Origin of the sequence: Ruegeria sp., from assembly GCF_028066395.1 — a bacterium.
Taxonomy (GTDB): domain Bacteria; phylum Pseudomonadota; class Alphaproteobacteria; order Rhodobacterales; family Rhodobacteraceae; genus Ruegeria.
Window position 1 is genome coordinate 22,659 of sequence record NZ_JALCBM010000006.1, and the last position, 4,052, is coordinate 26,710.

General features: G+C 57.0%; 4 protein-coding genes. All 4 read right to left on the bottom strand.

The features are described from left to right. Positions 1 to 133 precede the first annotated feature (133 nt). Positions 134 to 952, bottom strand: coding sequence for an ABC transporter ATP-binding protein (locus MPJ51_RS03455; RefSeq protein WP_298381780.1), 819 nt, complete (start codon positions 950 to 952; stop codon positions 134 to 136). 76 nt (positions 953 to 1,028) lie between these two features. Further along, on the bottom strand, positions 1,029 to 3,002 hold the full coding sequence (locus MPJ51_RS03460) for an AMP-binding protein (protein ID WP_298381783.1): 1,974 nt from the start codon (positions 3,000 to 3,002) through the stop codon (positions 1,029 to 1,031). 476 nt (positions 3,003 to 3,478) lie between these two features. Further along, positions 3,479 to 3,877, bottom strand: coding sequence for an 8-oxo-dGTP diphosphatase MutT (gene mutT / locus MPJ51_RS03465; protein ID WP_170411003.1), 399 nt, complete (start codon positions 3,875 to 3,877; stop codon positions 3,479 to 3,481). Continuing rightward, positions 3,874 to 4,052 (bottom strand): bifunctional ornithine acetyltransferase/N-acetylglutamate synthase (locus tag MPJ51_RS03470; protein WP_298382049.1); only part of this gene is annotated, 179 nt, incomplete at its 5' end. The genes mutT and MPJ51_RS03470, both read right to left, overlap by 4 nt.

The window sequence follows — 4,052 nt, forward strand, 5'->3', positions numbered from 1 at the left end:
CGGCCATCAGACCGTTGAGGATCACCTCCATCGCGAATACGAGTTGTTCAGGCATCAAAGGACCCTCCGATCAGATGTCACCGGGTCGACCACCCGAGAAAATTCGACGAATTTTCTTGCCGCGTTCCGTCTGTCAGTCATGGCTGACCCCCAGATAGGCGTCGATGACCTCTTGGTTGTTGCGCACCTCATCGGGCGTGCCGTCGCCGATCTTTCTGCCGTAGTCCATCACGACCACCCGGTCGCTCAGGTCCATCACCACGCCCATATCGTGTTCGATCAGCGCGATGGTGGTGCCGAACTCATCATTCACATCGAGGATAAAGCGGCTCATGTCCTCTTTCTCTTCGACATTCATCCCGGCCATCGGTTCATCCAGCAGCAGCAGCTTGGGTTCAGCCGCCAGCGCACGGGCCAGTTCGACACGCTTTTTCAACCCGTATGGCAGGCGCGACACCGGCGTCTTGCGGATGTGTTGAATTTCCAGAAAGTCGATAATCTTTTCAACCGCTTCACGGTTCTCACCTTCTTCCGCCTCAGCCTTGCCCTTCCACAATGCTTGCTGAAAGATGTTGGTCTTCATGAAACTCAACCGCCCCGTCATGACGTTGTCGAGCACACTCATCCCCTCGAACAAAGCGATATTCTGGAACGTCCGCGCAATCCCCTGCTGCGCCACCTCATAGGGCCGCATCGGTGGGCGTTTCGCACCGTGAAACCAGACCTCACCTTCCTGCGGGACATAAAACCCCGAAATCACGTTCAGCATCGAGGATTTGCCCGCCCCGTTCGGCCCGATGATCGCCCTGATCTCGCCTTCACGAATGTCGAACGAGATATCCTTGATCGCCACCACACCGCCAAACCGCAGGGTGATGTTCTTCATCTCCATCACCACACCGCCGATCTTGCGACCATCTTCGGTGACATATCCTTCGGAACTATCCAGCATCAGCCTCTCCCAGACTTACGCAAAAACGGGATGGCGGGCGGGGCGATGACCGCAGGTCGAGCGGCGCTCGGCACCCTCATTCCGCCGCCACCTTGTGCTGCGCGACCGGAACAACCGGCGCATCGACAATCTCCAACGTGGCCGAGATCGAGCCCTTGCGGCCATCCTCATACGTCACTTCGGTGGTGGTCGAGACGCTTCCTGACCCGTCATAAAGCGCCGCGATGATGTCGCTGAATTTCTCTTCAACAAAGCCACGCCGCACTTTGCGCGTCCGGGTCATCTCACCATCATCCGCATCCAGTTCTTTATGCAGAACCACAAAGCGATGCACCTGACAGCCCGACAGCATTTCATCCGCCGCAACCGACTTGTTCACCGCTTCCACATGGGCGCGAATCGTCTCTAATACACGGGGATGCCCCGCCAGTTCCTGATAAGAGGCATAGGCCACGTTGTTGCGTTCCGCCCAGTTGCCCACCGCCGTCAGGTCGATATTGATGAAGGCCACACAGCGGTCCTTGCCGTTGCCAAACAGCACGACCTCCAAAATATCGGGATAGAACTTCAGCTTGTTCTCGACATATTTCGGCGCAAACATCGACCCGTCAGCCATTTTGCCCACGTCTTTGGCGCGGTCGATGATGCGCAGATGGCCCGAGCCTTCCTCGATGAAACCAGCATCCCCGGTGGCCACCCAACCCTCGGCATCCTTGGTCGAGGCCGTGGAGTCCGGATTGTTGTAATACTCAACAAACACACCGGGCGAGCGGTAATGAATCTCTCCGCTATCGTCGATCTTCAACTCTACATCCGGTGCCGGAACGCCCACCGTATCGGCGCGCACCTCGCCATCCGGCTGCACGGTGATGAACACGGTGGCCTCGGTCTGACCATAAAGCTGCTTCAGGTTGATCCCCAAAGAGCGATAGAAATCAAAGATTTCCGGCCCAATTGCCTCACCCGCCGTATAGCCCACCCGGAACCGGCCATAGCCCAGAGTATCCTTGAGCGGACCGTAAACCATCAGATTGCCAAGCGCGTATTTCATCCGATCCGCAAAGCCTACGGATTTGCCATCCAGCAGCAGACCGCCAACCTTTTTGGCATGCGCCATGAAGTGGTGGAACATGCGCTGCTTGAACTTGCCAGCATCCTCCATCCGGATCATCACATTGGTCAGCTGTGTTTCAAACACACGCGGTGGGGCGAAGAAATAGGTCGGCCCGATTTCACGCAGGTCGGTCATCATCGTGTCGGCGCTTTCGGGGCAGTTCACGCAGAACCCGCACCAATAGGCCTGACCGATCGAAAAGATGAAATCCCCCACCCAAGCCATCGGTAGGTAGGACAGGATATCCTCGTTCCGGGTCAGATGATCGAACTCGGCCGAGTTCTTGGCGCTTTCGATCACGTTCCGGTTCGACAGCACCACGCCCTTGGGCTTGCCCGTGGTGCCCGAGGTGTAAAGCATCACGCATGTGTCGTCATAGGTGATCGCTGCAATGCGCTTGTCCAGCTCCGCATCGAACCGGGCATGACCGGCGCTGCCCTCGGCCATGATGTCGTCCAGCGCGTTCATCTGGCTGTGGTCGTATTTCCGCATCCCCCGCTTGTCGGTGTAGAGGATGTGTTTGACCTGATGCAGATTCTCCTGAATCTCGATGACCTTGTCGACCTGCTCCTGATCACCGCAGACAACATATTTCGCGCCGCAATGTTCCAGCACATAGGCCATCTCTTCGGCGACCGAATCCTGATACAGAGGCACCGGCACCGCGCCCACCATCTGCGCCGCGACCATCGACCAGTAATGTGCCGGTCGATTGCGGCCTATGACGGCAATATGGTCGCCTTTCTCAACGCCCAGCTCCAGAAACCCCAGCGCGATGGCGCGGATTTCCTTGGCCGTTTCGGCCCAAGACCAGCATTGCCAGATCCCGAATTCCTTTTCCCGATAGGCCGGGGCATCCCCGAACTGCGTGGCATTGCGGTGTAACAGCGCCGGAAGGGAGTGCACCCCTTCAGCGCCCGACTGCGTCTGAGCCAATCTTCCTCTCCTCCCCACCCGGCCCCTCTCCCCTGGCCGGAAATGGCGGACCCCGGGATCACCCCCGGACGCCAGTGCTCCGATTAGGAGCACGAGAACGATCAGCGTCAAGTTTTGCCTGATGTTTTCTCAATTCTTACGAATTGTAACAGGGGTGCGTGGACGGTCCTATGCTTTGTTGGAGGTGCACACTCACTCCAGTCTAGAAGAACAAATCTGACTATTGTTTTCTCGATCTCAGAAAGAAAACCAACAGCACCAAGAAAGTTACAGAAAGTACCGGTATTGCAAGAAAGGTGATCGGCAAGCAGATGAAGACGGCTCCGTGTTCCTTCATCATCTCATCGCAAGCAGCAAGTTCGAATGGCAAATAAACAATCAACGCGAGAAGCACGAAACCTGTCAGAATCGTGAAAATCTTAAGCAATCGGAATTAGTCCTTATTAAGCATCAGAACGTTTTTTGAGATTCTATTCTCACAACCAATCCCGCAAAATCGGAATCAACGGCACATCCGCCGCTGGCATCGGGTAGTTCCGCAACTCATTCGCGCGCACCCATTTCAGCGCCTGCCCTTCCTTCGACTGCGGAATGCCCTCCCATTTGCGGCAGGCAAACAGCGGCATCAGCAGGTGGAAGTCATCATAGCTGTGGCTGGCAAAGGTCAGCGGCGCGAGGCACGAGGCCCAGGTGTCGATGCCCAGTTCCTCGTGCAATTCGCGGATCAATGCGGCCTCGGGGGTTTCGCCGGGTTCGATCTTGCCGCCGGGGAACTCCCAGAGACCGGCCATGGATTTGCCCTCAGGGCGTTGGGCCAGCAGGACGCGGCCCTCGATGTCGATCAGGGCGACAGCAGACACTAATACGGTTTTCACGAGCGGTAATCCGCGTTGATCTCGATATAGCCGTGAGTCAGATCGCAGGTCCAGACGGTGGATTTGCCCTCGCCCAGCCCAAGATCGACCGAGATGACAAGGTCTTGGCCTTTCATGTAAGCGGCGGCGGCGTCCTCGCTGTAATCGGGGCTGACCCAGCCTTTTTCGGCCACCA